At 56.9% G+C, this 24,068-nt stretch carries 22 protein-coding genes; 10 read left to right on the forward strand and 12 right to left on the reverse strand.

Translation table 11 applies throughout. From position 1 onward, the window contains the following. Positions 1 to 34 precede the first annotated feature (34 nt). Together HZS52_RS21805 and HZS52_RS21810 are read left to right on the forward strand one after the other, a co-directional pair. Positions 35 to 859: an ATP-binding cassette domain-containing protein gene (locus tag HZS52_RS21805; RefSeq protein ID WP_041157873.1), complete on the forward strand. Its 825-nt coding sequence runs from the start codon at positions 35 to 37 to the stop codon at positions 857 to 859. Beyond that, positions 852 to 1,466 carry an ABC transporter ATP-binding protein gene (locus tag HZS52_RS21810; protein ID WP_039859317.1) on the forward strand — a complete coding sequence of 205 codons (615 nt, stop codon included), beginning with the start codon at positions 852 to 854 and terminating at the stop codon, positions 1,464 to 1,466. Before HZS52_RS21805 ends, HZS52_RS21810 begins: the two co-directional genes overlap by 8 nt. A gap of 177 nt (positions 1,467 to 1,643) precedes the next feature. Here the strand turns inward: HZS52_RS21810 and HZS52_RS21815 are convergent, their stop codons facing one another. The 4 genes from HZS52_RS21815 to HZS52_RS21830 all read right to left on the reverse strand — a co-directional run bounded on the left by HZS52_RS21815 (position 1,644) and on the right by HZS52_RS21830 (position 6,475). Next, the gene (locus tag HZS52_RS21815; RefSeq protein WP_190373681.1) at positions 1,644 to 2,834 is read right to left on the reverse strand and encodes an MFS transporter; all 1,191 of its coding nucleotides are present in this window, start codon (positions 2,832 to 2,834) and stop codon (positions 1,644 to 1,646) included. Positions 2,835 to 2,861: 27 nt separating this feature from the next. Further along, positions 2,862 to 3,494 carry a C40 family peptidase gene (locus HZS52_RS21820; protein ID WP_223827989.1) on the reverse strand — a complete coding sequence of 211 codons (633 nt, stop codon included), beginning with the start codon at positions 3,492 to 3,494 and terminating at the stop codon, positions 2,862 to 2,864. Between the two features lie 95 nt (positions 3,495 to 3,589). After that, complete coding sequence (locus HZS52_RS21825) at positions 3,590 to 6,067, reverse strand: DUF1266 domain-containing protein (protein WP_190373682.1); 2,478 nt, start codon at positions 6,065 to 6,067, stop codon at positions 3,590 to 3,592. 165 nt (positions 6,068 to 6,232) lie between these two features. Beyond that, positions 6,233 to 6,475 carry a GlsB/YeaQ/YmgE family stress response membrane protein gene (locus tag HZS52_RS21830; RefSeq protein WP_008958536.1) on the reverse strand — a complete coding sequence of 81 codons (243 nt, stop codon included), beginning with the start codon at positions 6,473 to 6,475 and terminating at the stop codon, positions 6,233 to 6,235. 138 nt (positions 6,476 to 6,613) lie between these two features. Between HZS52_RS21830 and HZS52_RS21835 the strand changes: the two genes are divergently transcribed. The 5 genes from HZS52_RS21835 (at position 6,614) to HZS52_RS21855 (ending at position 12,112) form a co-directional block, all read left to right on the forward strand. After that, positions 6,614 to 7,483, forward strand: coding sequence for a D-hexose-6-phosphate mutarotase (locus tag HZS52_RS21835; RefSeq protein ID WP_022520444.1), 870 nt, complete (start codon positions 6,614 to 6,616; stop codon positions 7,481 to 7,483). Positions 7,484 to 7,544: 61 nt separating this feature from the next. Beyond that, positions 7,545 to 7,736, forward strand: coding sequence for a hypothetical protein (locus tag HZS52_RS21840; RefSeq protein WP_022520445.1), 192 nt, complete (start codon positions 7,545 to 7,547; stop codon positions 7,734 to 7,736). Positions 7,737 to 7,924: 188 nt separating this feature from the next. Beyond that, a complete protein-coding gene (locus tag HZS52_RS21845; RefSeq protein ID WP_190373683.1) occupies positions 7,925 to 9,328 on the forward strand; it encodes a YcjX family GTP-binding protein in 1,404 nt (467 codons plus the stop codon). Beyond that, positions 9,325 to 10,362, forward strand: a complete 1,038-nt coding sequence (locus HZS52_RS21850; RefSeq protein WP_138799963.1) for a YcjF family protein — start codon at positions 9,325 to 9,327, stop codon at positions 10,360 to 10,362. The genes HZS52_RS21845 and HZS52_RS21850 overlap by 4 nt, the downstream gene beginning before the upstream one ends. A gap of 109 nt (positions 10,363 to 10,471) precedes the next feature. Continuing rightward, positions 10,472 to 12,112, forward strand: coding sequence for a BCCT family transporter (locus HZS52_RS21855; RefSeq protein WP_190373684.1), 1,641 nt, complete (start codon positions 10,472 to 10,474; stop codon positions 12,110 to 12,112). 96 nt (positions 12,113 to 12,208) lie between these two features. On the opposite strand, the gene HZS52_RS21860 is transcribed toward HZS52_RS21855, so the two are convergent. The 6 genes from HZS52_RS21860 to HZS52_RS21885 form a co-directional block, all read right to left on the reverse strand. After that, positions 12,209 to 13,330: an ABC transporter ATP-binding protein gene (locus HZS52_RS21860; protein WP_022520449.1), complete on the reverse strand. Its 1,122-nt coding sequence runs from the start codon at positions 13,328 to 13,330 to the stop codon at positions 12,209 to 12,211. 181 nt (positions 13,331 to 13,511) lie between these two features. Continuing rightward, complete coding sequence (locus HZS52_RS21865; protein ID WP_009287309.1) at positions 13,512 to 14,390, reverse strand: carbohydrate ABC transporter permease; 879 nt, start codon at positions 14,388 to 14,390, stop codon at positions 13,512 to 13,514. Continuing rightward, positions 14,383 to 15,309: a carbohydrate ABC transporter permease gene (locus HZS52_RS21870; RefSeq protein ID WP_190374957.1), complete on the reverse strand. Its 927-nt coding sequence runs from the start codon at positions 15,307 to 15,309 to the stop codon at positions 14,383 to 14,385. Before HZS52_RS21870 ends, HZS52_RS21865 begins: the two co-directional genes overlap by 8 nt. A 93-nt stretch (positions 15,310 to 15,402) precedes the next feature. Then, positions 15,403 to 16,662, reverse strand: a complete 1,260-nt coding sequence (locus HZS52_RS21875) for an ABC transporter substrate-binding protein (protein WP_190373685.1) — start codon at positions 16,660 to 16,662, stop codon at positions 15,403 to 15,405. A gap of 111 nt (positions 16,663 to 16,773) precedes the next feature. Continuing rightward, positions 16,774 to 18,285, reverse strand: coding sequence for an ATP-binding protein (locus HZS52_RS21880; protein ID WP_022520452.1), 1,512 nt, complete (start codon positions 18,283 to 18,285; stop codon positions 16,774 to 16,776). Beyond that, entirely contained in the window at positions 18,282 to 19,007 is a 726-nt protein-coding gene (locus tag HZS52_RS21885; RefSeq protein WP_009287305.1) for a response regulator, read from the reverse strand. The genes HZS52_RS21880 and HZS52_RS21885 overlap by 4 nt, the downstream gene beginning before the upstream one ends. Positions 19,008 to 19,287: 280 nt before the next feature. On the opposite strand from HZS52_RS21885, the gene HZS52_RS21890 reads away from it, so the two are divergent. Together HZS52_RS21890 and HZS52_RS21895 are read left to right on the forward strand one after the other, a co-directional pair. Beyond that, positions 19,288 to 20,073 carry a hypothetical protein gene (locus HZS52_RS21890; protein ID WP_190373686.1) on the forward strand — a complete coding sequence of 262 codons (786 nt, stop codon included), beginning with the start codon at positions 19,288 to 19,290 and terminating at the stop codon, positions 20,071 to 20,073. 64 nt (positions 20,074 to 20,137) lie between these two features. Continuing rightward, entirely contained in the window at positions 20,138 to 20,278 is a 141-nt protein-coding gene (locus tag HZS52_RS21895; protein WP_155705729.1) for a hypothetical protein, read from the forward strand. Between the two features lie 221 nt (positions 20,279 to 20,499). On the opposite strand, the gene HZS52_RS21900 is transcribed toward HZS52_RS21895, so the two are convergent. Continuing rightward, positions 20,500 to 21,297, reverse strand: coding sequence for an HAD family hydrolase (locus HZS52_RS21900; RefSeq protein WP_190373687.1), 798 nt, complete (start codon positions 21,295 to 21,297; stop codon positions 20,500 to 20,502). A 173-nt stretch (positions 21,298 to 21,470) separates the two neighbouring features. On the opposite strand from HZS52_RS21900, the gene HZS52_RS21905 reads away from it, so the two are divergent. Then, a complete protein-coding gene (locus tag HZS52_RS21905) occupies positions 21,471 to 23,411 on the forward strand; it encodes an exoribonuclease II (protein WP_190373688.1) in 1,941 nt (646 codons plus the stop codon). Between the two features lie 106 nt (positions 23,412 to 23,517). Here HZS52_RS21905 and rfbC read toward each other — a convergent pair whose 3' ends face one another. After that, on the reverse strand, positions 23,518 to 24,066 hold the full coding sequence (rfbC, locus tag HZS52_RS21910) for a dTDP-4-dehydrorhamnose 3,5-epimerase (RefSeq protein ID WP_190373689.1): 549 nt from the start codon (positions 24,064 to 24,066) through the stop codon (positions 23,518 to 23,520). Between the last annotated feature and the right edge of the window lie 2 nt (positions 24,067 to 24,068).

Raw genomic sequence — 24,068 nt, forward strand, 5'->3', positions numbered from 1 at the left:
CACTGGCTGTAAAACTATTAATGGGAGGCCTGCCGTGTTAACGATTGATCAATTATCGCTACAGCTACCTCTGTATGCCTCCTGGTGGAAGCGCGACTGGGCCACCTGCCTGGATGAATTTTCACTAACGGTGTTCCCTGGCGAGGTTCATGCGGTGGTAGGCGCCTCCGGTGCCGGAAAAAGCCTATTGGCTTATGCCATTATGGGTTTACTGCCAACACCTGCACGCTTAAACGGTCAGCTTTACTATCAAGGCAAACCGCTTAACGCGTCACGCCAACGCCAGCTTCGCGGCCGTGAGCTGGCGCTGATCCCCCAATCGCTAAGCGCCTTAGATCCGCTGGTGCGTACTCAGCGCCAGGTGACCTGGGCAGCCCAGCGCGCAGGCCAGCCATCAGCACATGCTTGGCACGCCTCCCAACAAGCCCTTGATCACTATCAGCTAGATGCCCGTGCACAGCAGGCCTATGCCCATGAGCTATCCGGCGGCATGGCCCGGCGCGTGTTGACGGCCATGGCCCATGTCAGCCAAGCCAAGCTGGTGATTGCCGATGAACCCAGCGTAGGCCTTGACCCCCACCAGCGTCAGCGGGTGCTGGATGCGCTGCGCGAACTGGCCAACCAGGGCAAAAGCGTGATTCTGATTACCCATGACCTGCGCCATGCGCTGCCAATCGCCGACCGCGTCACCATTATGCGTGACGGCAAGCTGGTCGAAACTGCGCCCGCCTGCGCCTTTCAGGACAGCGGCGCTTCGCTTACCAACGCTTATTCACAGGCATTGTGGCTGGCGCTGCCGGACAACGCTTTTGCAACGACTGCCATAAGCCGGCGTGAACAGGAGGCGCACGTTGCTTAAAGCACGCCAACTGAGTTTTCACTTTGCCCCCAAGGTACCGCTACTTCAGGACATTTCGCTAACGCTGTGCGCGGGTCAGTGGCTAGGGTTAAGCGGCGACTCGGGGGCGGGTAAATCGACGCTAGGCCAACTGCTGGCGGGCTACTTAGCGCCCCAGGCAGGTGATGTCACCCTGGATGGCGAGGCGCTACCGAAAAGCGGTGTGCAGCCCGTGCAGTGGCTACCGCAATCGCCGGAGCTAGCGGTGAATCCACGCTGGCGGGTAGGTAAGATACTGCGCGAAGCCTGGACGCCTTCTGACACCCAGTGCCAAGCGTTTGGCGTACAAGCAAAATGGCTGTCGCGCTTCCCTCAATCGTTATCAGGGGGAGAGCTGCAGCGGGTATGCGTGTTGCGGGCGCTCGCGCCGGGAGTACGCTTTCTCGTCGCCGATGAGATCTCCACCATGCTCGACCCCATTACCCAGGTTGAGCTTTGGCAGGCATTAAAACGGGAGGCGGAACAACGCCAGCTGGGCGTGCTGGTGATTAGCCACGACACCGCCCTACTGGAACGGCTTTGCCCACAGCGCTTGCACTTAAGCGAAGGGCAGCTGAAGCCATGGTAGTTGATGCCAGGGCAGGTTGAAGCGAGGGTCTTTCGACATGGCCGGAAAAATATTCCCGACCATTCCGGCATTTCCGCCATCCCTGGCGGTCAGATGTCGAAAGTAGCGCCCAGGGAGGGGTTCACAGCGCCCTCGCGGAAACCTGCGCTCGGCATCAATGCGTGCAACTGGTGAAGGTTAGCCAACCGCTTGGCGACGCTCAAAACGCCATAGGCCGAAGGCAATTATCAGCGTGATACTCAGCAGCAGCCACGAACCGACGCTCACCCCTGGCCAACCGGCCCATTGCCAGAACGGCTCCAGCCAGAAGCCGCCCAAACTGGCCCCCAGGTAGTAAAACACCAAGTAGAGCGCCGAGGCGCTGCCCCGAGCGCCCTGGGCATAGCGCCCTACCCAGCTGGAGGCCAACGAATGGGCCAGGAAAAAGCCAAAGGCATTAACGGTTAAACCGACGATAATCAGCAGCAGCGAATCCGCTAAGGTAATCGCCGTGCCCAGCATTAAAATCACCACCCCCACCATCATGCACGCTGCGGGAGAAAACCGCCCAGCCAGACGCCCGGAAATCATCGAACCGAAGGTGCCGCCGAGATAGGTCAAAAAAATCAGCCCCAGACCACTGGCGGCTAATTGATACGGCGCTGCCGCCAACCGAAAGGTGATATAGCTGTATTGATTGATAAAAATCAGGAAGTTGATACCCCCCAGACAATAAGCAGCGAGTAGCACCGGGTTACGCAAATGATTGACTAAATCGCTTGCCGCTTTGCGCAGCTCAAAGCGCTGGGGAGTAAAGGCGCGGCTATTGGGCAACAGGCGCCAAAACACTCCACAGCCAATTAGCGTCATAATGCCGACCGCTAGAAATGCCGCCGTGGGGCCGCCAATTTCAGCGGCACCGCCACCGACGATACGCCCACTGATTCCGCCAAGTGAATTAGCGCCAATATAGAGTCCTACAGCGCTTAACAGCGCAGGCTTCTCAAACTCATCGCCCATCCAGGCGATCGCCACCGCTGGCAGCCCGCCCAGCACAAAGCCCTGCACCAGGCGCAAAAACAGCAAGCTTTCAAAGGTGGGGGCGAATGCCAAGGCAATAGAACAGCCACCTGCAAGCAGCAGAGTAATGCGCATTATGCCTTCGCGACCAATGGCATCCGAGAGTGGCCCAAAGACCAACAGCGCAATGGCTAAGGAGAGAGTTGACACCGACATGAGCAGGCTGACACCTAAGGTCGAGACCTGATAGGTCTCCTTTAACCCCGGCAGCAGCGGCTGTGGTGCGTATAAATTGATAAAAACAAGAAATGAGCCGAGGCAAAGCGCCAAGGTGGCGCGCCACCAGGCGCGCGATTTGGCTTCAATCATGCCGTTCCTAAAACGTGTTCGATCTGGCTACTGGAAAACGCTGCCACCCAGCTGGGCCAGATGCGTTGGCTCCAGCGCGCGACGTGACTGCCAGTAGTAGCGCTGCCAGTAACTATTATTCAGGCTGGAGATAATGACCCCTTTTGAGGTCGAGGCGTGGAGAAAATACCCATCGCCCACGTAGATACCCACATGGTTATAACGACCCGGCGGTCGGAAGAACACCAGATCGCCCGCCTGCAGCTCTTGGCGGTCGATCGGGCGTCCCTCGTGTACTTGACCACGGGTGGAGCGCGGAAGCTCTAAATTAAAGGTGTCACGGTAAACATTGCGAACCAAGGCCGAACAGTCGATGCCTCTTTCTGAGGTGCCGCCAATTCGGTAAGGCGTTCCTGCCCAGCGCTGGTGTTGCGCCATCAGCGCCTCGCGAACCACTGTTGGCGGCGGTACTTGCAAGCTGCGCAAATGCGCATCGATGGGATCAACCGGGGACATTTGCGGGTTCGCCCCCATTCCCGGCAACGTCATTGAAAAGTAATTCTCGGGGGCCTGAATATAGTTTTGTCGCGCTGAACCTGCACAGCCAGCGAACAATGTAACTAAAAAACAGACACTTACGACACGGACAGCGGTCACAGCGGGGCGTGGCGACGCAACCATGCGATTAACCTCGTGACATTAATAAGAGGGCGGTATGACAAAACTCATTTTTTCTAAGCACGACTATAAGCTAATTATCATATGTTTGGCGAGCATCAATGTAATGTGCGCTGATCGCCCGGTAAGGTATCAATATGCAGTGGCGCAAAATGGCGTGGTTTATTGCCTGGAAAATCCAAGCTCACCCATGGGCCAGCCAAAACCGGCGCACCGCATATCCAGGCCACCAGCGCCTGACGAAAACCAGCTAAAAAGCTTTCTCGCTCCGGGGTTTCGCCCATAAAAAACGAGAAGCCTGCGTACATCCCCATGGCGTACTCCTGCCATCCGGCATAGTGATCTGCCGCCAGTTGGTAAGCACGATCCAACACCTTAGCGAAAGCAGCGCTATCCAGCCAGTTTAACTGCCGCGCGGCAATGGCCAAATCGACCAGCTGGGCAATATCCCAGGCCGCCATATCCACCTCATTACAACCATCTTCGTTGTCGCGCACACGACGTAAGCGAAGCAGGTGGTGGCGTTCATCTTCAGCACAGTCGCCGGATTCAAGAATGGCGATCTCAGCGCTTAAGCGTTCAGTATTGAGGGTATAGGGCGCGTAGTTAATCTGATACTCCTGGCGATCCCCCGATTCGAGCATGTAGGTCAAAAACTCCTGCATATCGCCTGCGTTGCTCAAGTGGTAGTGGCTCTCCACCCACTCGCGAATCTCGGCACACTCACGGGCACTCTCAGGCTGGGGCTCACTCCATACCGCACTGTTCAACGGGCCCACCAGCGACATTGCGGTGAAGTGACTTAAGGTGGGGCGGCTACCCGGTTCGCGCCAGGCGTCGTGACGCCAATCCAACCAGTGAAACAGACTGCCAGGATCTTCAATGTGCCAAATAATTTCATTCACCAGCGAGGCGTGCTCAGGCTCGGGCAGACAGCTCTCCCAAGCGAACCAGGCTTCTAACAACCGTTTGGCATTGGGATAAAAACGGCACAGGCAGCTTCGCAGTGCGCTGGCATACTCCATTAACGGCGCGCGATCGAATAAGCCGCTGTCGAGGGACATATGCAGATAGAAGGCGAATTTTTCGGCCATATGGATCGTCGCCGCATGGCGGCTTACCCCTTTAACCGCATTGCGCTGCTTAAGCTCTTCCGGAGTCGGCTGACCAAACCAGCTTTGCGAGGGAGGCAAAACGCCATGCACGGCGTCGGCCGCCAACTGATTAAGATGGTGCGCCTGGGCGGGTAACCAGTAGCGTGCCAGTGCATGAGCGCCTTCATCGGCATGTAAGCCAAGTGACTCCTGCAAATAGAGCGCCGCATCGGCACGCTGCTCTTCCGGCAGCGCCGAGGAGGGGGCTATCTGGCGCAGCATGGCATCCGGTTCGCGTACGCTGGCCAGCGCCAACAACCAGTGATGGGGCGTATTGCGCCACTGCCGAATGCGCGTTTGGGATGCCTTGCGCGTAGGTTCATCCAATAACTCCCCTGGGAGACATTTCCAGGGGCTATTCCAAGGGCTATGGGCGCTGTGCAGCAATAACTGATGCCGCTCGCTGGGTGTTTTACCCCGCCGATCGATGCCGTCAAACAGACTCTGCCCGCGCCCGTACGCATTCAGCACGGCATACCAGTCGTGGTAGCGCCGACTGAGTAAATCAGCGGCGTGCCCCGCTAAGTCATCAGCCTCTTCCTGGCTCAGCAAGCCACAGCAGGCACCAGCCCATGCAAGTTCCACAATCCGTAGCCAATCCCAAGCCGCCCACTCCAGGGGCTCGCCTTGAGTGACGAACTTATTCAGCACCGGCGCATAGGGCGAATCTTCTACAACGCTACGCTGCCACTCCATGCGTTGGGCGTTGTCCATACTGAGCAATTCGCGTGCTTCAATATCCCAGCGCTGGCGCTCACCTTGAGCGCCTAGCCAAAGTATCACGCCAATTAGCGCATCACGGTCATGGACATCCCACACGTGGGCCAGCCACTCGGTGGCCTCGGGCCAGTCGGTTTGGCTGGCAGGATAGACAATAACCGGCCGGAACAGCGCGCATAGCCGCCAGCTCTGCGCTTCGGGCTGCTGGGGCCATAGCGAAGCGGGAGCCGGCAGTTCAGCCAGGGCATTTTCAAGCGTATCCCAGGTAACCCCCTCGCCATCGGTTTCAAGCTTGGCCAGCGCTTGGCAAGCGTCAATAAAACGGTCATCGGCCCCCACTTCCCAGCCCCGCGCGCCTAACGCACGGCGCAGGTCTGCTAGCCAGGCACGTAGGTCGCTGTAATCACTGGTGATGCGGCGGGTTAGGTGGTGCGCCCAATGACGGGCTTGGTCAGCCTCTAACCAGCCAGCCGCTCCCGCCAACGCGGCCCATTCCAAAGCGCCTAGCAAACGGTCAGCGCTACCTGCGGGAGCCCCCAGCCCGTGGAAGAGCTGTTCGGCCAGCTCGCCTCGATTGGTAATGCCCAGTTGTAGCAGGCGCTGCTCTGCCGCCCCTGCATCGACCGCCAGCGGATGAGGAGTAAACGCCCAATCACACAGCACCAGCTGTTGGGCCCACCAGGCATTTAACACGTCGATCAAGAGGCACCTCGAAAAAGCACAATAACACCAGCCAATAGCCGGAAGTAAAGCTGCCTAGTGTAACGGAAAGTGGTGCGAACACCGATAGCCTTAGGCCTCGGTATGCATAAAACGACACCGCCCGGCAAAAGGCCGGGCGGTGACATACAGGTAGCAACTCAATCGCTACGCTTTTTTAACCTTACTGATTACCCAAAGAAGCACCACGGCACCCACGATCGCGGTGACTAGCGAACCGATAAAGCCACCGGACGAGAGGCCCAGAAGGCTAAACAAAAAACCACCTATAACCGCACCAACGATACCGACACCGATGTTACCCAGGATGCCAAAACCGCCGCCGCGCATGATGTTGCCAGCAATCCAACCAGCCAGGCCACCAATGATTAACCATGCAATAAAGCCCATATAGTCTCCTTACTATCTCGATTACGGGTTGCAGTTACGCGTTTTACCTTAGAGTCACGCTTGTTCTACCATAGCACACAGCGTTAGTGTTCGGCGCCTATTCGGTATCGATGCTTGGCAACTCTTAAAGGAAAATTCATGATCCCCGACTCGCTCAATCAACTGATTAAAAGCACTCAAGGACAGCAAACGACACAGTGGGAAGGCCGCGACGTGGTGCTTTTCAATATGCCTTGGGGCGAGTTGGTGGTTAGTCTCCAGGGCGCTCAAGTGCTGCACTTCTGCCCTGCTGGTGATACCGGCTGGTTATGGCTGACGCCTACGCCCCAGGCGCTGCCAGGCGCTATCCGGGGTGGTATTCCGCTCTGCTGGCCGTGGTTTGCCGACGAGCGCTATTCCGATGAGAGCCCCAACCACAACGGCCCTTTCCATGGCCTTGCACGCCATGCTGAGTGGCGTCTAGACGCTGTTGATGAGCACGCCGAGGGAATTGAGCTCCACCTCTCTCCAGCACAGCCCCTACATACACTGCTTACCGCGCGCCTGGTGGTACAAGCCAACGCCCAGCGCTTGAACGTTGAGCTGATTAGCGAAAACATCGGCGAAACGCCGATTAAAACCAGCGGTGCGCTGCATACCTATTTAGCCGTTGCCGATACCCACCAGTGTCGTCTGGAAGGCCTTTCCGGCGCGCGCTATCTTGACAAACTGCGCGACTTTGCGGAGAGCGAACAGCAAGGCACGTTGGCCGTTCAAGGCGCCGTTGACCGCATTTATCACACCAATGAAGCTGTGCTGCTCAACGATGGTGAGCGCAGCCTGCGCATCGGCAAGCAGTCCAGCGACTCCACGGTAGTGTGGCACCCCAACAACGACCTTCCCAGCGACACGCCCGTCGACGTAGCACGACATTTTATCTGCGTTGAAGCCGCCAATACACGCCTAGACCCAGTCTGGCTAGTGCCTGGCGCCCAGCACCTGTTAGGCACCACCCTCAGCCGCAGTTAATCTTCGGTTCATCAATGCTTTGCTATCATGTGCTCAATGGCATTAGAGCTAGGGAGATCCAATGGATCCGCAACAATGGCTAGAAGCCGCCACGCTGGCGTTTAATTTAATCGGTATGGTGGTGTGCTTAGTGGGCCTAACCTTGGCGCAGAAGATGACCCGGCGCTGGCCAGGCTACACACTGGCGGGGGTTGGCTTTTTGATCGCCACCCTACCGATGCTTTCGCAACTGGTATTAATGTTTAGCCAGTAAAGGCTAAGAGAGCCTGCCTGGCTTGGCCGATCGTCGCGAGAAGCGCGGATTTTGAGCCAAATTTATCGATCGATTGAGGCGAATAGCGTGCTATTTAACGAAATCGATCGAATAAAGTTGGCCAAAATACCGGGATTCGCAGTAGATCAGTGTTAAGTCAGACAGGCTCCTACAAAGGGATCGAAAGGATGCGCCAGCCGTTAAGTCGCGAACTGAGCAATTTATTAGAGCGTGGGCGAGATCGCCAGCTGCGCTTGGCGGTCACCGGCCTTTCCCAAGCGGGGAAAACCGCGTTTTTGACGTCGTTGGTCAATCAACTGCGTCATGCGGGCGTTGAGGCGCAGCTCGATTTGCTACCCGCTGCCCGGGAAGGCCGCTTGCTGGGTGCCCAGCGGCTTAACCAGCCCGACTTAGGCGTGCCACGGTTTCCCTACGACCCCGGCATGGCTGCACTACGCGATACGCCGCCGCGCTGGCCGGAGCCCACCCGCGGCATCAGCGAGTTACGCTTACAGCTGCGCTGCCGCCCTGCCCGCAGCGGCTGGCTAACCCCTGAAATCGCCCACCTTACCCTGGATCTATTCGACTACCCCGGCGAGTGGCTGCTCGATTTGCCGCTGCTGCAGCACGACTTTTATAGCTGGAGCCAGGCCCAGGCGTTACACGAGGGCGAACAGCGCCGCAGCCTGTTTAGCGAATGGCTTGCCGCAGTAGAACAGCTCGACCCCGCTGGCGAAGCGGATGAAGCCCAGCTTGCTGCTCTTGCCGAGGAGTACGCTCAAGGCCTTCGCCGCGCCAAAAAGGCCGGTTTTTCCGACCTGCAGCCAGGGCGTTTTTTACTGCCCGGCGAACTGGAAGGTGCGCCGGTGCTGCAGTTTTTTCCGCTACCGCAGCTCGACGACTCTCAACTCAACACCTCTAGAGAAACGCTGGAGGCACTGCCTGCCAATAGCCTTTACGCTACCCTGGCGGCGCGCTTTCGCTACTACCAGCAGCAAGTGGTCAAGCCCTTTTATCGCGATCACTTCCGCCGCTTTGACCGCCAGATTGTACTGGTGGACGTGCTTGGCGCGCTCAATGCCGGGCCAGAACGCTTTGAAGACCTTTCCAGCGCGCTATGCCAGTTAATGCACAGCTTCGATTATGGCCAACGCAGCCTACTTACGCGCCTGTTCGCACCTAAAATTGACCGCCTGGCGATTGCCGCCACCAAAGCCGATCACGTCACTCCCGATCAACACGGCCACTTGGTACAGCTGTTGGAGGCCCTGCTGGCAGAGCCTCTCAAAGACCTTCGCTTTGCCAACGTGCCGGTTAAAGCGCTCTCGCTGGCGGCCATTCGTGCCACTGAAGCCCGTGAGGTAACCCATGAGGGTAAGCGTTCACCTGCACTGCGAGGCACCACACTAGAGGGCGAAGAGGTGCTGGTTTACCCCGGCGATGTGCCCGCCCGGCTGCCCGCTGCCGATTTCTGGCAGCAGCAGGGCTTCGACTTCCCCGCCTTTCGCCCGATGCCAACCAGCTCAGAAGCGTTGGATCATATCCGCATGGACGCCGCCATCGACTGGCTGATTGGAGATAAACTGACATGACCACCCCACAGCCACGCCGCCACTTCACGCTGGATGACCAGCCTGAAAAGGCCGCTGATGCAGAGACAGTCCTACGTCAGCGCGAAGCCTTTGCTGGCGCCAGCGAGCATCATCCATTGGCGCCCTTGCCAGAAGATAAAGCGCTGCCTGCCGCCAGTTTAGGTGCGCCGCGTAAACGCCGCTGGGGGCTGCTATTTGCCCTGGTGGGTGGTGCCGGGCTAGGCACGGCAGAACTGGTCACCGGCATTCCTGATGCGATGGCTCAGTCGCAGTGGCTAGCCATGGCCTGGCAGCTGTTCGGGGTCAGCCTGATTGGCTTGGGCGGCCTCTCCCTGCTCAAAGAGGTGGGCCGTTTGCGCCGTCTCAAGCGCCACGACAAACTGCGCGGCGATCTGGCCGAGCTGCCGCTACGCTCGCCCAAGCAGGCCCGGGCGATGGCCGAGCAGCTAAGACGTCAGCTCAAACTCGCCGACGATGACCCGCACTGGCTAGCCTTTCAGCGCGCTTGCCAACCCCACCATAGTGGTGAGGAGATCCAGACGCTGTTGCGTTACCACCTGCTAGCGCCGCGTGATCGCGAGGCCCAGCGCCTGATTACGCGTATGTCCGGCGAAACCGCCATCATGGTCGCCATCAGCCCCCTAACGCTGGTGGATATGGCGCTGGTGGCTTGGCGCAGCCTGGCGATGGTGGATCGACTCTGCCGCCTTTATGGGCTTGAGCTGGGCTACGCCAGCCGCCTGCGGCTGTTTCGTAACGTGCTGCACAACATGGCTTTTGCCGGTGCCAGCGAACTGGCCACCGACGCCAGTATGGATATGCTCTCGCTGGATTTAGCCAGCCGCCTTTCCGCCCGTGCGGGTCAAGGCCTCGCCACCGGGCTGCTTAGCGCGCGCCTTGGGTTACGCGCCCAGCGGCTCTGTCGTCCGGTGCCCTTCACTGCCGATGAGCAGCCCAAAATCGCCGATCTACGCCAAGACCTGTGGCGGCAAATCAAACGGCTCGATAAAGAAAAGGTGCCGCAGAATCGCTAAAGGGTTAAACGGCGGCACCCCTCCTTTTCGGCCACAAAATGGGATTCAACGCTGTTTATCCTCATGATGGGGGTTTGACATGGCATCTTCCACTGAGGAGACGTAGTGTATGAACCATCCCAATGATCCTGAGTCGCCTTCGGTAACGAGCGACATGCAGACCGACTATGTCGTCGGCCAGGACAATATCAAGGGGCAGCTTGGCCCCATCGGTTTCGACATCCACAACCGCGTTTTTGTGGTATCCGCGCTTGCTTCCGCTATCTTCATCGTCCTCACCCTGCTGTTTCCAGAGCGAGCGGGGAGCACTTTTCAGTCCATTGTTGCCTTCTCGACGGGAACGTTGGACTGGTATTTCATGATTCTGGTCGACTTCTTTATTCTGTTCTGCTTAGCGCTGGTGGTTCTGCCTTATGGCTCAGTCAGGCTGGGCGGGGCCGATGCGCGACCGGATCACAGCTATCTCTCCTGGTTCGCCATGCTGTTCACCGCGGGAATCGGCATCGGCCTGCTGTTCTTCGGCGTACTAGAACCGGTTTATCACGCCAATGTCTCGCTGCCTCTGGGCATCGCATCCCCCTTCGGCGCCGATGGGGCGCTGAATCCAGCCGCTGTTGATAACGCCAGCGCCATGGGCCTGGCGGGTACCTATCTCCATTGGGGTATCCATGGCTGGGCGGTGTATATAGTCATGGCGCTGGCGCTGGGTCTGTTTACCTATAACAAAGGCTTGCCGTTCTCGATTCGCTCGGCGTTTTTTCCCATTCTCGGTGAGCGCGTCTGGGGCTGGTGGGGCCATGTGATCGATATCCTGGCGGTGTTTTCCACCCTCTTCGGGCTGGCAACGTCCCTTGGGCTTGGGGCACAGCAGGCTAATGCGGGGATGAACTTTGTCTTCGGCCTGGAAGTAAGCACCTTGACCCAGGTCATCGTCATCATTCTGGTGACGGCGGTGGCGCTGGTGTCGGTTTGGCGCGGTCTTGAGGGCGGCTTGAAGAAGCTCTCAGAGATCAACATGATCCTGGCCGTTCTGTTCTTCTTTTTTGTGCTTTTCGCTGGCCCTACTCTGCTGGCTATGACGGGTTTCTGGTCGGGGCTTACCACCTATGTCACTGAGTTTATTCCTCTGTCCGCGCCCTTTGGTCGTGAGGATGATGCCTACCGCCAGTCCTGGACGATTTTCTACTGGGCCTGGTGGATTAGCTGGGCACCTTTCGTGGGGATGTTTATCGCTCGCGTCTCCCGGGGCCGTACGGTGCGTGAGTTTATCCTCTGCGTTTTGCTGGTTCCCAGTCTGTTTATCTTTGTCTGGATGGGCGTCTTTGGCTCAACCGCCCTTGAACAGCTCTATGCTGACCCGGTGGGCAGCCTGGTTAAAGAGTATGTAATCGACAACTACAGACCCGAGCTTTCGCTGTTCGGCATGCTGAACGAACTACCCTTGACGGGCCTGATGTCGACCCTGGGTATCGTCCTGGCGCTGATCTTCTTTGTCACCTCCTCGGATTCCGGCTCCCTGGTCATCGATACCATCACCGCCGGTGGTAAAATCGATGCTCCGCGGCCACAGCGTATGTTCTGGGCAGTCGTCGAGGGCCTCATCGCGATTGTGCTGCTTATCGGTGGTGGTCTGACCGCCCTTCAGGCCGGTGTTACCGCCACCGCTATTCCGTTCTCGATTGTGATGCTGCTGATGTGCTACTCGATCATCAAGGCGCTCAATGGCGAGCTACGGCTTATTCGTAAGTAATACCTGCAGTTGAAACCTTTAGGTAACTACAAAAGAGGCCCCCTGCTGAAACCAGCAGGGGGCCTACTATTTCACAACAGGTTCAAGTCAAACCGCTTACGCAATACGCTGCTCGGTCTCGGCATCAAATAGAATCGCTCTGCCCATATCAACACGTAGCGATAAGCGCTCCCCTGCAACCACTGCGCATTTAGGCCCAACACGGGCGGTAACTTCCTGTTCGCCCAGGGGTAAACGCAGCAAGATATCCGCCCCGGTAGGTTCTACCACCGCCACACTGGCGCTCAGCAGCGTTCCTTCGGCTTGGGACGTTAACCGCTCATCCTCTTCGCTGAAGTGCTCCGGACGCAGGCCAAGAATCACCGGCTGATTCAACCGCTCGGCCATATCTGGTGCGATGCGCTCCTCCGGCCAGGGTAGCACCAGCTCATCCTCACCTGGCGTGGCAATCCTCAGTTGATACCCACCGTTATCGTCCTCCAGTGTGGCGCGAATGAAGTTCATCGACGGCGAGCCCATAAAGCCAGCCACAAACATATCCACCGGGTTGTTGTAGACCTCATCCGGCGAGCCGAGCTGCAGAATATGGCCGTCGCGCATCACCGCAATGCAGTCGGCCAGGGTCATGGCTTCGACCTGGTCGTGGGTGACGTAAACAATGGTGGTGCCCAGGCGCTGGTGGAGCTTTTTGATCTCGGTGCGCATATCCACGCGCAGTTTGGCATCCAGATTAGAGAGCGGTTCGTCAAACAGGTACACCTTTGGCTCCCGAGCCAACGCACGTCCCATGGCTACACGCTGACGCTGCCCGCCGGAGAGCTGTGCAGGCTTGCGTTCCAGCAGGTGGGTAATTTGCAGTAGATCGGCTACCCGCTCCACCGCGGCTTCCCGCTCGGCTTTGGGCACCTTGCGCATCTCAAGCCCGAAGCTGATGTTCTGGCGTACGGTCATGCTGGGGTAAAGCGCGTAGGACTGAAACACCATGGCGATATCCCGATCCGCGGGGGTTCGCCAGGTTACGTCTTCACCATCGATATAAATATTGCCGGACGTCACTGGCTCAAGCCCGGCAATGGCATTCATCAGCGTGGACTTACCGCAGCCCGAGGGGCCAACCAGAATCAGGAACTCGCCGGAATCGATCGAGATGCTGACGTCTTTGAGCACCCGCTCGCTGCCAAACTCTTTACGCACGTTGTGGATTTCTAAAGCTGCCATAATGAAAATCCTATTCTAAAGCGACTGACAAACTCCATTCATCTGGGTTGGCCAGAAGCAGCCCTCCGCGGGGGCGCTGTGAACCCATCCCTGGGCGCTACTTTCGCCATCCCTGGCGAAAGACCCCCGCTACGGGCTGCTTCTGACCTTCTAGAAATGGTTGCCACTCACCTAGTTGTTATTAGCCTTTAACGGAACCGGCTGTCAGCCCGCGTACGAAGTATTTTCCCGCCAGCACGTACACCACCAGAGTGGGCAGCGCGGCAATCATCGCCGCCGCCATATCCACGTTGTACTCGCGAACGCCGGTGGAGGTATTCACTAGGTTGTTTAGCGCCACGGTAACGGGCTGGGTGTTGTGGGCTGAAAACGCCACGCCAAACAGGAAGTCGTTCCAGATTTGGGTGAACTGCCAAATCACTGAGACGACAATAATCGGAGCCGAAACCGGCAGTAGAATGCGCCAGAAGATGCGGAAAAAGCCCGCGCCATCCAACTTCGCCGCCGATACCAGCTCGTTGGGGATACCCACGTAGAAGTTGCGGAAAAACAGCGTGGTGAAAGCGATGCCAAATACCACGTGAACCAGGATCAACCCGGCGCGGGAGCTGGAGATCCCCAGCCAGCCGAGGGTTTGCGCCATGGGCAACAGCACCACCTGGAAAGGAATAAAACAGCCAAACAGCATTAATGCGAAGACTAATTCAGAACCTTTGAAGCGCCATTTGGTTAGCGCATAGCCGTTAAGGGCACCGATAGTGGTTGAGATCAGCACCGCTGGAATCACAATCGCAAAGGAGTTCCAGAAGTAGCCGCCAACGCCATCGCAGCGCATGCCGGTACAGGCTTCACCCCAGGCTTTTGTCCACGGCGCGAAAGTAGGATTTTGCGGAAACGAGAGCAGCGACCCGGCGCTGATTTCGCTCAGCGGCTTCACCGAGGTCATCAGCATGACCACCAGCGGTAGAATATAGAACAGCGCGGCGAGTATCAGCACACCATAGAGCAGACCACGGCCCAGCCGCGCAGCGGGCGTCTGACGACGAATCACATTAGCCATGCTTGCGGCTCCTTAATTCGGAGTAGAGATAAGGAATCAAAATCGCCAACACGCCGCCCAACATCAGCATGGCGCTGGCAGAGCCCAAACCTATCTGCGCCCGGGTAAAGGCGTGGGCGTACATAAAGGTGGCGGGTAAATCGGTGGCATAGCCAGGCCCGCCGCCGGTGAGCGCGACGACCAGATCAAAGCTCTTGATCGCAATATGGGCCAAAATCATCACCGCGCTAAACACGACTGGGCGTAGGCAGGGCATCACCACGCGCAGATAAATCCGCGGCAGACTAGCGCCATCTAGTTGCGCTGCTTTGATAATGCTGTCGTCGATACCCCGCAGCCCGGCTAAAAACAGCGCCATCACAAAGCCTGACGCTTGCCACACGGCGGCAATCACCAGGGTATAAATCGCCATATCCGGATCGACAATCCAGTCAAAGCGAAACGACTCAAAGCCCCAGCCTTGCACCATCGCCTGAATGCCCAGCTGCGGGTTAAGTAGCCACTTCCACACCACCCCGGTAACGATAAACGACAGCGCCATGGGGTAGAGGTAGATGGTGCGCAGTGCGCCTTCCTGGCGAATTTTCTGATCGAGCAGAATTGCCAGCAGCGAGCCAATCACCAGGCAAACCACCACGAACAACACGCCAAAAATCATCAGGTTGGTTGAGGCGACCCACCAGCGCTCATTGGCCATTAAGCGTGCATACTGGCCAAAGCCAACAAAGTCATAGCTGGGCAGCATGCGCGAGCTGGTTAGCGAGAGTACGAACGTCCACAGCATGAAGCCGTAAACAAAGAACAGCGAAATGGCCACCGACGGTGCCAGTACCAAGCGAGGCAGCCACGCCTGCAAACCACCGGATGGCGTCGACCGCTTAGCGCCAGCCCCTAAAGGCGTCGCAGAGGTATTTTTCATGGGGAGGGAATCTCTCATGGAGAAGTATCCTTGCCAAGCAACGAAGGCGCCGCCGTTGCGGCGGCGCCTGAAGAACGCAAGCTCTAGGAAAACCTAGAAAGAGGCCGCTTCGGCAGCGCTCACCATACGTTCTGCCGCTTCTTCAGCAGGCATATCGGCGTCGTTGAAGTAGTTGGTGACCACATCAAAAATGGCACCCTGTACATCCGCACGTACGGCCATACCGTGAGCCATACTGGGCACTAGACCACCCTCTTCGGCGGTGCGCTGAAAATCAGCCAACGACTGCTGGGCACAGCTATCGAATTCGCTCATGTCCAGATCTGGCCGCGCAGGAATCGAGCCTTTGGCAAGGTTAAACGCTTCCTGGAAAGTAGGCTCAAGCACTAGGCGGGCTAACGCTTGCTGCGCTTCGCGCTCATCGTCGTCAGTGACCCGGAACATGGCCAGACTATCGATATTGAAGGTGAACGCATCTTCGGTGCCCGGCGCTGCGGCACAGAGGTAATCTTCCCCGGCGGTCAGTCCAGCCGCAGTGAACTCCCCTTTGGCCCAATCGCCCATCAGCTGAAACCCTGCCACTCCTTCAATCACCATTGCCGTGGCAACATTCCAGTCACGCCCGGGCATGCCTTCATCCATCAGCTCGCGGGTACGCTTGAAGTCCTCAAGGGCATCGATCATTTGTTCGCCGCCCAGGGCTTCAGGGTCTAGTTCTACCAATGCCTGCTGATAAAACTCGCTACCCTGACCACCTAACAGTACGCTTTCGAAGACCGTAGCGTCCTGCCAGGATTGGCCGCCATGAGCCAGCGGTACGAAGCCCGCTTCTCGGATAGCCTCACCTGCCTCGAATAGTTCATCCAGCGTGGTGGGCATCTCTACCCCTGCCGCTTCGAGCACTTCGGGGTTGGCCCACAACCAGTTTACCCGGTGTACGTTGACGGGTACCGCCACGTATTGGCCGTCGTGACGCATGATATCGGCCACGACTTCCGGCAGCAGCTCATCCCAGCCTTCCGCATCGGCAACGCCGTTCAGGTCACCGAGCAAGCCAAGCTCACCCCACTCCTGAATTTCGGGGCCTTTGATTTGGGCTGCAGAGGGTGGGTTGCCCGACATGGCACGAGATTTAAGCACCGTCATGGCGGTTTCACCGCCGCCGCCTGCCACTGCAAAGTCCTGCCAACCGTAGCCTTCAGCTTCCATTAACTCTTTAAGCACGTTGGCAGCGCGAGCTTCACCACCGGAAGTCCACCAGTGCAGCACTTCAACTTCATTCGCTTGAGCGGTGGTGGCTAGCGTGGCACCTGCCAGAGCAAGCGCGAGGGTCGTCTTCTTAAGCGTCGACATGGAGTAACTCCTTATATTGTTATTGTCCTCTCGGACGTTCGACATCCAAGAGGTTACGCCAAGGGGAGCGTCAACGGGAGTTACCGAGTACTGCATAGTGTTGGGGTTTTATTACAAACCTGTAATAGTTTCCTGGCGGGGTAGCGAGAGAGTCACCACCAGCCCACCATCAGCATGGTTGGCGAGCGTGATATCGCCGCCATGGGCACGGGCAATATGCCGGGCAATGCCCAGCCCGAGGCCGCTACCACCCGTGTGTCGACTGCGTGAGGGCTCCAGGCGCACAAAGGGCGAAAACACCCGCCCCAATTGCTCTTCGGGTATACCTGGGCCGTGGTCACGAATACGCATGGTGACCGCGTTACCGTGATCTATTAGCTGCACATCGGCCTGCTTGCCATAGAACACCGCGTTCTCAAGCAGGTTTGCCAGGCAGCGTTTAAGCGCTACCGGTTTGACAATCAGCGGCGCGATAAGAGAACCACTTTTAATCTCGATAGTGACCTTACCACCCTGAAGGCTAAGCTCTTCGGCCAGCTCTTCGAGCAGGTGCGTTAGATCAACGGGCGCGGGTTCCTCATGCAGGTCTAAGCCTTTTACCGAGGCCAAGGCACCTTTAACCAAGCTATCCAGCTCATCCAATGAGGCGCAAAAACGCTCGCGCTGATAGTCGTCATCGAGCATCTCAGCGCGCAGGCGCATGCGGGTTAAGGGGGTCTTTAAATCATGGGAAATCGCTGAAAACAGCCGTTCGCGCTCCTCAATCTGCTCACGAATACGCCGCTGCATACGATTGAACGCCGCGGCGGTGGCGGCCACTTCTTTGGGGCCACTCTCCCGTAGTGGCGGCATATCCAAATCATCGCCCAACTGATTCGCTGCCCGTGAAAGCCGCGCCAGTGGCCGGGTCACGCTGGTAATACCCAATAGAGAAAGCGCCAGCACACTCAGCAGCACCAGTAACCCGACCAGCAAACGCTCTTCAGAAAGCCAGCGATAACCGCTGAAAATATCGGGTACGCCCAGCAGCGTGGCAACATAGAGCCAGGTGCCTGGGGCAAGCTCCAGTTGAACCACTAAAATCGGCGGCGAGAGTGGCTCCATCAGCAGGCTGTGCTGCCCCCAGCGGGGCGGCAGGTCGTAAAGCAGTACCTCGTTATTGAGCACTCGCAGGTTTTCCGGACGGGAGAACTCGACAATCACGTCATCAATATTAAGCTGCTGGGTAAGCACCGAGCGCACATTATTCACCACCACCTGTTTTTCCGGCCCCGAGCCGATATCGTCGATGGCCAGCCTGCGTTCGTTGACGCTAACAAAAAAGCGCGTGCCCCCCATATTACGCAGCTGATCGAGCACAATATGGCGGTAGTCAACGGGCAGTGAGCGGAAAAACTTCATGGTGGAGGCGATGCTAAACGCCATATTAGTGGACAGCTCATCAAGCTGTGCCAAGTGGCTGGAGCGCACCTGGGAAGTCCAGATGGCGTAGCTGGCCCCTTGGGCGACAAGCACTCCGGCGATCATGATGATCACGAAGCGCCCGCGCAGCGACGCCGGCAGCCAGCGGGCAGCTCGTCGGGATAAGCGTCGACGAATGGTTGCCCACTCCACGCGTCTCACGTTAATGCATCTACTTGGGCGGTTAACACATAGCCTGCCCCGCGCACCGTTCGAATCAACTGCGAGTGCTGGGCATCTTCACCCAGCCGTTGGCGCAGGCGGCAAACGTGGACATCAATGGAGCGATCAAGCGGCGGCGCGTCCCGCCCACGGGTAAGCGCGTATAGATCATCCCGAGTGAGCACCTTCGCCGGATGCTCTAAAAACACCTGCAATAGCTGAAAATCAGCCCCTGAAAGCGCGGCGCGCTCGCCCTGCAGGTCAATCAACTCGCGGGTCATGCGGTCGAGTTGCCAATTACCAAAACTGACCCAGCGCGCCTGCCCCGCAGGCAACTCTGGTGGAGCACTGCGGGTGCGTCGCAGTACCGCTTTGACGCGCGCCAGCAATTCGCGGGGATTAAACGGCTTGCCCAAGTAGTCATCAGCACCCAGCTCCAGACCCAGAATGCGATCGGTCTCATCGGCGCTGGCGGTAAGCATTATGATCGGCACATCGCTGTGCTTTCGGACGTCACGGCAGATGGTAAAGCCATCGTCACCGGGGAGCATTAAATCGACAATAAGCAAGTCGGGGGCGTGTTCTGCACGCAGAGAATGCAACGCCTGCGCACCGTCCGCTGTGAATACCCGATAGCCATGGCGCCCCAGGTAGTCAGCGAGCAGTTCACAAATCTCTGGGTCATCGTCGACCACAATCAAAGTAGCAGGGGTTGTCGTCATCTCAGCGGGTTCAGCCCTACGCTATTGTCGTTATTGGGCCTTGATGATGGTCGAGGAAACTGTGCATCTCAAGCCCCCTTCGACTAATGATGAAATCACCTGTGGCTACGCTATTTCTGTGTATTAATAAGAATGCTAACAAAAAAATACAATATTTACTTAATGCTTTTGTTTGCTTAGCCGATTAATAATGTAGATATAGAGCAATAACCAGCGCTTTCGCCACTATCATCGGCCACATATTGATGACGGTTAAGCAAAGCCACAAGGAGGTATTGCAATGACAATCGGTATCGGGCCATCTACTCCGGTGACCTCTCAATCTACATCGGGTAGCCGCACTCAGGGTGTATCAACCAAGGGAACTGAACAAGGCGAAAACGCAACGCCTACTTCTGGTTCATCGAAGCCAACAAGCCAACTTTCCACGTTGGCTCAGCAGTTAAGTGACAGCGCCCTACGTGCCGAAGAGCGTGATGCTAGCCTGGATCGTAAAGCGTTAGGCCAAAAAGCCGATGCACTGCTCAGCCAGATTACCGGCCAAGGCTACCATAATAACCGAGCACGATACGACGCCGAAGTGCCCAACACCGATGACCCAGAGCTCTTGGAGCGAGCAAAGCAGGCCACCTCCTTTGTTAATGGCAGAGGTAGCAATCCTTTTAGCGGCTTGTCTCAAGATCAATTAGTACTGATTATTTATGACGATAGTGGCACGTTTACGGCCAATGAACAGCGCGCAGCCTGGCAAGAAGATTATGATCAGCGACAGGAATGGAAACAGGCAGTTATAGCTCGCGGAAAATTGGAGTACAGCCAAACCGGCAAGATGACCGACTTCTTCAAAGAAGTGCTGGGGAATTACAACGACCTGCCTCCCATCATGCAGGCACAATATCCCGACTTCTATGCCCCACGCCTTGAGCACCTGATCGAGATGGACTTCAACTTTATAACCCACCGCGCCGAAGGCAAAGGGGCACCTGAAGATATTTTTGACATACTAATGTCAAGTGAAGACTTCGCTAACCTTGGTAAACGCTTTGCTAACTCAACGATTAGTTGAAAAGAGATAATAGTAAATGCGAAGCAATTCTAGCGCTGAGGAAGATATTTCACGCGAAGCGCTCATGGCCGATGCCAACGCTCTTCCTCAACAGCTTAATCAAAGTCTGCTTGAGGCTTTTATTGGCAAAAACGATGAAAAACCCACTGAACGTAGCTTTATAATGAAAATGTTTGATTGGCTGAAACCACCAGCGAATAAATAAAGCGTAACGTCAGTCTTTGAACAGCTCATCAAGGGAGTTGGCGGTCAAGATCGCTCCAGACCACTCATCCAACTGCGCAGGCGTTGCTTGCTCCAGCCGCTGTTCTGCCCAAACAGGCAGCTCGCCAAATTTTAGGCCAAGCTGTTGAGCTGCTTCAGATTGACCTCAGCCCCAAGTCGCTGCAAGTGACGAAATTAAGAGCCACTAATTAATACGTAACCCTACAGCCCAAAGCGCTTTTTCAGCCACTCGGCAACGGCAGCTTCGCCATGGTGACCGATACGCTCAGCGCCGGTGACACGATCAAATAGCGCCGGGTGGGCATTGGCCATTACCTGGGCCTCCCCGGCTAAATCGAGCATTTCGGTATCGTTAAGATTATCGCCAAACGCTAGGCAATCGACGGGCGCTAAACCCAAGCGTTCCAGCAGTGATGAAAGCGCCACACCTTTGTTGACCCCACCGGCCATGATTTCCAGAGAATCAATGGTGGAATAGGTAATATGCAGCCCGTCGCCGTGGGCCTCTTGCGCCTGTGCTTCCAGCTGTTTTAGCGCCTTCGGATCGCCTAGATAGAGCACTTTGCCTACACCGTTAGTGTCCATTTGCGCGGGCGGCACGACTTCATAGCCAAAACCGGTAGAAGCATGAAGTGATAATAAATGTGGAGCCTCTGAATCAATATGCCAGCCGCTTTCGCGATAAAGGTTAAGCCGTACTTGAGGCGGACGCGGAAGACCGATTAGCGTCTTTGCATGTTCAGGCTCCAGGTGATTAGCCGCCAACAAGGCATCGTCGGGATTATGTACATAAGCACCATTGGTGCTAATCAAGTGTGCGGGAATATCCAACTGATCACGAAACACCTTCATATCGTGATAATGCCGTCCGGATGCGAGCGCGACATGATGCCCCTGCTCTACTAATGCCCTTAGCACCTCTACAGTGCTGTCGTGCAGGGTGTGGTCGCTTCCTAATAGGGTTCCATCCAGGTCAGAAACAATCAGGCGAGGTGTCATAGCGCGCTCCGTGAGTATGAATATTCAGCTTAACCGATTCCCTTGAGCGCATGTAAGCCTTTGACTCGCCGTTACCAAAGCCAACATCAGGGCCAACATCGCATAGCGACAATTGGCGCAGCCTGCGGGAATCCGTATAGTGGCAGCCTAACTCTCGCCAACTGATTGAGCTCATGCTTCAGAACAACGCCATGCTTGCCCAGCTCAAGCAACAGATTCGTCAAACCACCCCCCGTGCTGAAGGGGTGATCAAAGCCACCGACAAAGGTTTCGGGTTTCTCGAAACCGACGACGGTGAATCCTATTTCGTGCCGCCGCCCGCCATGAAGCAGGTGATTCATGGTGATCGCGTGGAAGGCGTGATTCACGAGAACGGTGACAAAAAGTCCATTGAGCCGGAAAAGCTGATTGAAGCGGGTCTTGATCGGTTTGTCGCCCGGGTGCAGAAGCGCGAAGGTCGCCTGTCCGTCGTACCCGACCACCCGTCGATTAAAAATGTGATCAAGGCACGGATTAAGAACAGCCTTGATGAGGACACCATTGCTGACGGCGACTGGGTCGTTGCCCGCTTGGTACGCCATCCGCTAAAAGCCGACGACCGCGCTTTCTTTGCCCAGATTGATGAGCTGGTCGCCAAAAGCGATGATCCGGCAGTGCCATGGCGCGTCACACTTGCACGCCATGCGCTGGAGCAAGAGTGCCCCGATGCGGGCACCGACTGGCCGCTGATCGATGAAGGCCTGACTCGCGAAGATTTAACGTCTACGCCCTTCTTCACCATTGATGGTGAGAAGACCCGCGATATGGATGATGCGCTGCACGTGGCTACCCGTGCGGAAGGCGGCTGGCGGTTGAGCGTAGCGATTGCCGACCCCACCGCTTATGTGGAAGAGGGCCATGCGGCTGATTTAGAAGCCCGCACTCGCGCCTTTACCGTTTACCTGCCTGGCCAGAACGTCACTATGTTGCCAGAGCAGCTAGCGGATGATCTCTGCTCGTTGTGGGAAGACAAGGAACGCCCTGCGCTGGCCTGTACGCTGGATATTAATGCCGACGGCAGCATGGGCGATTACCGCTTTTTTGCGGCGAACGTTAAATCTCACGCCAAGCTCGTTTACGACAACGTCTCCGACTGGATCGAAGGTCAAGGCGACTGGGCACCCGCGGATGAGATCGCCGAGCAGCTTACTGCGCTGCGTGATTTGACCGAAGCGCGTACCGCTTGGCGCAATGAACACGCGCTGGTGTTTAAAGACCGACCCGACTACGTGTTTGATCTCGATCCCGCCGGTAACGTATTGGCGGTGCGCACCGAAGAGCGCCGCATTGCCAACCGTATGATCGAAGAGTCGATGATTGTGGCCAACGCCTGCTGCGCGGACTTCCTGGCCCAGCATATCGGCCACGGTATCTTTAACGTGCACCGTGCGTTCGAGCCCGAAAAAGCCGAAGCCGCCCAGGAGTTCCTGGCAGGTCAGGAGATCGTGGTTGAGCGCGAAGCGCTCACCGAGCTTGCCCGCTACACTGAGCTTAAGCGTGCGCTGGAAAGCCGCGATGATGCCTGGCTGGATGCGCGCCTGCGGCGCTTCCAGGGTTTTACCAGCATGTCGGCCCAGCCCGGCCCACACTTTGGCCTGGGCCTAGCCGCCTACGCTACCTGGACGTCGCCAATTCGTAAGTATGGCGATATGGTCAACCACCGCCTGATCAAACGCGTGTTGAAAGGCGAACAGGCCCCCGCCGAAGCGACCCAGCAGCTCACCGAGCAACTGACGGAACGCCGCCGCCTGAACCGTATGGCCGAGCGCGACGTGAAAGACTGGCTCTACGTGCGTTACCTAACGCCCGCTGCACAGAACCAGGATACGTTTGAGGCCGAAATCATGGCCATCAACCGTGGCGGCATGCGCGTTCGTCTGGTGGAAAATGGCGCAACGGCGTTTGTGCCCGCGCCCTTGATGCACAGTGACCGCAGCAAAGTGGTCATTGACGATAAAGAGGGCCGTATCCAGATCGAGGGCAAAGAGCGTTACAAGCTTGGTGATCCGTTACGCGTAGTGCTCACCGAAGCACGTGAAGAGACCCGCTCGCTGGTGGCAAAGCCCACTGATTGATGGGTCATCACTAGCTAGATATTACCTAAAGGGGCAGCAATCACGCTGCCCCTTTTTTAGTGTGTTTGGTTGATACCTGGATTCGCTACTAGTTATTCGCTAATAACTAAAAAAGCGCTTCGTTTCGCTCACTGATTAAGGGCCAGCTAGCGTCTTTTTCAGACACCACTGTGGGTGGAATCGGCCACTCAATCGCGAGACGTTCATCGTTATAGCGCAAACCACTTTCAGCCTCGGGATGATAGGCCGCCGAGACCAGATAGCTGACTTCAACATCGTCGGTCAGCGTCTGAAAGGAGTGCGCAAAGCCTGGCGGTACATACAGCTGGTGCCGGTTTGCGTCGGTTAATTCAAATAACTGATGGTGCAAGTAGGTTTCCGAGTCTTTACGGATATCCACGATGACATCGACAATCGCGCCTCGAATGCAGCGCACCAGTTTGGCTTCGGCATGGGGCTGGCGCTGATAATGCAATCCCCTTAAGGTGCCTCGATGAGCAGAAAAGGAGGTATTCTGCTGCACAAAATCACTCAGCAGGCCATGGCGCTCAAACTCCGCACGGCACATGGTGCGGGCAAAAAAACCGCGTTCATCACCATGTGGTTCAAGTTCTATCAGGCGGGCATCCTTGAGGTTCGTTTGATGAAAATGCATGT

The organism is Vreelandella titanicae, from assembly GCF_014697095.1.
Taxonomy (GTDB): domain Bacteria; phylum Pseudomonadota; class Gammaproteobacteria; order Pseudomonadales; family Halomonadaceae; genus Vreelandella; species Vreelandella titanicae.

What these genes read in the sequence shown, in the direction of transcription:
- HZS52_RS21815 (WP_190373681.1), bottom strand. Translation starts at nt 2,834, where the DNA reads ATGATTGAAGCCAAATCGCGCGCCTGGTGGCGCGCCACCTTGGCGCTT.
- HZS52_RS21820 (WP_223827989.1), bottom strand. Translation starts at nt 3,494, where the DNA reads ATGGTTGCGTCGCCACGCCCCGCTGTGACCGCTGTCCGTGTCGTAAGT.
- HZS52_RS21830 (WP_008958536.1), bottom strand. Translation starts at nt 6,475, where the DNA reads ATGGGCTTTATTGCATGGTTAATCATTGGTGGCCTGGCTGGTTGGATT.
- HZS52_RS21835 (WP_022520444.1), top strand. Translation starts at nt 6,614, where the DNA reads ATGATCCCCGACTCGCTCAATCAACTGATTAAAAGCACTCAAGGACAG.
- HZS52_RS21840 (WP_022520445.1), top strand. Translation starts at nt 7,545, where the DNA reads ATGGATCCGCAACAATGGCTAGAAGCCGCCACGCTGGCGTTTAATTTA.
- HZS52_RS21845 (WP_190373683.1), top strand. Translation starts at nt 7,925, where the DNA reads ATGCGCCAGCCGTTAAGTCGCGAACTGAGCAATTTATTAGAGCGTGGG.
- HZS52_RS21850 (WP_138799963.1), top strand. Translation starts at nt 9,325, where the DNA reads ATGACCACCCCACAGCCACGCCGCCACTTCACGCTGGATGACCAGCCT.
- HZS52_RS21855 (WP_190373684.1), top strand. Translation starts at nt 10,472, where the DNA reads ATGAACCATCCCAATGATCCTGAGTCGCCTTCGGTAACGAGCGACATG.
- HZS52_RS21860 (WP_022520449.1), bottom strand. Translation starts at nt 13,330, where the DNA reads ATGGCAGCTTTAGAAATCCACAACGTGCGTAAAGAGTTTGGCAGCGAG.
- HZS52_RS21865 (WP_009287309.1), bottom strand. Translation starts at nt 14,390, where the DNA reads ATGGCTAATGTGATTCGTCGTCAGACGCCCGCTGCGCGGCTGGGCCGT.
- HZS52_RS21870 (WP_190374957.1), bottom strand. Translation starts at nt 15,309, where the DNA reads ATGAAAAATACCTCTGCGACGCCTTTAGGGGCTGGCGCTAAGCGGTCG.
- HZS52_RS21875 (WP_190373685.1), bottom strand. Translation starts at nt 16,662, where the DNA reads ATGTCGACGCTTAAGAAGACGACCCTCGCGCTTGCTCTGGCAGGTGCC.
- HZS52_RS21885 (WP_009287305.1), bottom strand. Translation starts at nt 19,007, where the DNA reads ATGACGACAACCCCTGCTACTTTGATTGTGGTCGACGATGACCCAGAG.
- HZS52_RS21890 (WP_190373686.1), top strand. Translation starts at nt 19,288, where the DNA reads ATGACAATCGGTATCGGGCCATCTACTCCGGTGACCTCTCAATCTACA.
- HZS52_RS21895 (WP_155705729.1), top strand. Translation starts at nt 20,138, where the DNA reads ATGGCCGATGCCAACGCTCTTCCTCAACAGCTTAATCAAAGTCTGCTT.
- HZS52_RS21900 (WP_190373687.1), bottom strand. Translation starts at nt 21,297, where the DNA reads ATGACACCTCGCCTGATTGTTTCTGACCTGGATGGAACCCTATTAGGA.
- HZS52_RS21905 (WP_190373688.1), top strand. Translation starts at nt 21,471, where the DNA reads ATGCTTCAGAACAACGCCATGCTTGCCCAGCTCAAGCAACAGATTCGT.
- rfbC (WP_190373689.1), bottom strand. Translation starts at nt 24,066, where the DNA reads ATGCATTTTCATCAAACGAACCTCAAGGATGCCCGCCTGATAGAACTT.